This is a genomic window from Blautia sp. RTP21359st1_E11_RTP21359_211015, from assembly GCF_040910705.1.
GTDB lineage: Bacteria > Bacillota > Clostridia > Lachnospirales > Lachnospiraceae > Blautia_A > Blautia_A fusiformis.
The window spans coordinates 1-2,995 of record NZ_JBDGAB010000107.1; the positions used below are offsets into that span (position 1 = coordinate 1).

At 61.0% G+C, this 2,995-nt stretch carries 2 protein-coding genes; both read right to left on the reverse strand.

The window, feature by feature from the left end:
* Positions 1 to 89: 89 nt before the first annotated feature.
* Positions 90 to 1,061 (reverse strand): hypothetical protein, encoded by a 972-nt coding sequence (locus AB5026_RS18760; RefSeq protein ID WP_368092397.1) that lies wholly within the window; start codon positions 1,059 to 1,061, stop codon positions 90 to 92.
* Between the two features lie 227 nt (positions 1,062 to 1,288).
* Positions 1,289 to 2,659 (reverse strand): MobV family relaxase, encoded by a 1,371-nt coding sequence (mobV, locus tag AB5026_RS18765; protein WP_368092399.1) that lies wholly within the window; start codon positions 2,657 to 2,659, stop codon positions 1,289 to 1,291.
* Between the last annotated feature and the right edge of the window lie 336 nt (positions 2,660 to 2,995).

Below are 2,995 nucleotides of genomic sequence, written 5' to 3' on the forward strand. Positions count from 1 at the left end.
CAATTCCGCAATCCGTGAACGAGTCGGCTTAGATCTGCGCGAGCGCAGACCACGCCGCCCCGTAGTCACGCATTGCTACATTGACCCGTCTACTCGAACCGAGCGCACCAACTCCGCGCTTCGGCAACGGCTGCGGCGGCGCAGTCGGTCGGCATGGTGAGGAAGTTCGCTCGCAAAAAATCACGCGCGCGCTTTTTCTGCTTCCAATTGAGCATGGAAACGTAAGTCTCGATTTCCTCGTTCCGCTCTGCCTTTTCTGCCAGAAGCATCCCAAGCAAGCGCAGCCAATCACGCGAGCGCGGCGGCGCATCGTCCGCACCGGCTGGGCCCCACGCATGAACCTGCGGCCAGTGTGCGGCAACCTGCGCCGCGTCCCACTCGCCATCGCACGTCAGCTCGATGCGCGTCAGCACGCCCGACAGGTTCATCTCTGCTGCCTTGTCGTAGACCTTCACGTACCCAGCAGTGTTCTTGACCCCGAGGTATTCCGTGATGCCGTTGCTGATAACGGCTTTGTACATCCGCCTGTCCTTGCTCAAACGACAGTCCTTGCGGGCGCACTCGATGTCGTAGGCAAGGTCATACCGCTTCAAGCTCGCGTGGGATACGCACGGCGCGAGCTTTTTCAGCAGCCGCCAGAACCGCTTGTCCCCAGCCACCTTGTTCGGGTTGAACTCAACGAACCCGCGATTCATGTTGACCTTGCAACTCGGCTCTATGAACCCGATGCCGAGCGCGACCGAGCTATCGCCGATGGCGAAGCTCCAAAGCTCGTACCAACCGCCAGGGCGAATCTTGCTCGTCCATGCGTTCATGCTGTCGCAGTCGAAAGTCTGGGCGTGTCCGCTCAACCACTCGCCCTTGCCATTGATGAACGACAACTTCAGGCGAACCATATCGATTGAGAACGTTGCCCCAGATTCGGCTCTGTATGCATTCCAGTAAGACGGTCGAACCTCCGAAAGTTGATGAAATCCGGCTATTAGACAAGGGCCGGATTTCAAGCCGCCGTTCTCGGGGTCATTCACGACCCCATCAATTTGTTTACTTTCGCCGCTCATAAAATAAAACCTCCCGGGTCTCGGGAGGTCACAAACTCGGATATGGTTTGCCAGTTTGCTGTAGTCAGATGCCCGCGTGCTAGAATGGGGCCGCGGTACTACGGTGGCATTTGAGTCGTGACCTCAGTGTCAGCGTCGGGGGGTAGGAGCCCCGTTCGCCTTTGCCGAATTGTACCTCAAACGAACGACCCGCCCGCCTGGCTTAAGGCTGGGCGGGCGTTTTCGTTTCAGCGGCTCTGACTCCACGACCGCCGCGGCGGTCTATCGTCACGGTTCGCATCCCGCGCCTTAGCAGCCCTCTGGGCTTCCGCAGCACGGGCTTTGGGGCTTCTGTCATCGTCTTCCCCGTAATCGCGCTCCAAGGCCGCCAAATCGCGTTTGAGCGCCTTTGTGGTCATCCGCGCACTTCTCGGCCCGAGCCTTCTGGTGAGGTCCGCAATTGCCAGCCCAAGCCGTCCAACCGCTTCTCTGACCTCTTCCACGAACTGACCGACTCGTCCGCGGAGTCCATCGCATCGAGCAGCGATTTCATCGAGCATTCCGCGCTTCTCAAAGCGTCCCGCGTGGTCGAACCGCTCAGCGAGGGAAGCGATGGCTTCCAGCTCCTCAACGTCCTCCTCAAACCGTCCCGCCGTGCGCCGAACCGACTCCAATCGCCGCTGCTCGCGCTGGAGGTCATCGCCCACCTCGTTGCGAAGCTCGATTTTCTCGCCGATTTCGCCGTCCAAGCGGTCGAGTTCGGCCATTTTCTCCGCGATTCGGCGGTCGATTTCCGCAGCCTGCGCCCGCTTTTCATCGACCTTGGCGGTCACGGCACCCAATTTGACATGGCTCTCAACCCTAAGCTGCTCGAGACCGTTCAGCTCGCGCTTGGCAGTTATCGCCCCGTGCTTCGCCTTGTCCCTCGCGCCCTCAAGGGTCTCTATCTCGGACTTGAGCGCCCTCGTGGTGCCGACCTGCACCTTGTACGCGTCAAGGCTTCTGTAGCCCTTCGCGCGCAGCTCGTGGCGCATTGGGCGCTCGTACCCGTAGGGCTTCGCGACCTGCTCCCAGAAGTCCTCCTGAAGCCTGCTCATGGTTCCCTGGGCCGTCACCTCCCACTTGCCCTCGGCGTTCTTGCGCCGCTTGTCGGGCGCGAACAGCTCCTTGGCGCACAGGCGGTCGTGGCCGTCCTCGCCGCGGATGACTGGGGCGATCCAGATGTGCGCGTGCGGGGTTCCCTCGTCCAGATGAATCTGGGCGGCGAGCAAGTTCTCGTATCCGTACCGCGCACCGAACCACTGAACCGACCTGTCAAGAAACTCCTTGGCCGTCTCCTCGTCCGGAAGCGCTTCATTTGTCGACACGATAAACCCCATCGCGCGGACTTGGTTTTCCCTGACCTTCCTCTTCGTCTTGAGTTCCGCCATGCGCCGCTCGACCGCCTTCTCAAGCGGCACCGGGCACTCGTCCTCGGCGCGGCAGCGGTAGCCGATGTGCCGGCCGCTCTGGTCAACATCGTTGGCGTAGGTGTGCGCCCGCCTGTCCAGCTCCTTGCCCACGGCTTCAAGGCTCTCGCATTTGGTCGACTTCATGGCAATCAAGGGTGCTACGGTCATGTCAAACTCCCGAGTTCGAACCACCTAAAGGTGCGTTAGCGGCTTTGGTATAGTCTTTGGTATAGTCACGTTATACCAAGCTACGCTTGGCCGTGCAAGGGCGCTGCCCTTGACCCGCTCGGGCGTTCCCCCCGAGACCCCCCAGCCCTCGTCCGTTCGCGGCGTCGCTCACGTTCTCGGACAGCACGCGGCGGCGCGTGCATGAGGGGGCAAGCCCCCTCAAACTCCCCCTTGATGGGCTTCCTTCGCCGCGACTAGAGCAAGGAAAGGGTCGATGGAGCAGAGCGTCCATCGACCCTTAATCAAGTCTGGTCTATTCGGTTGGCCGTCGCGTCA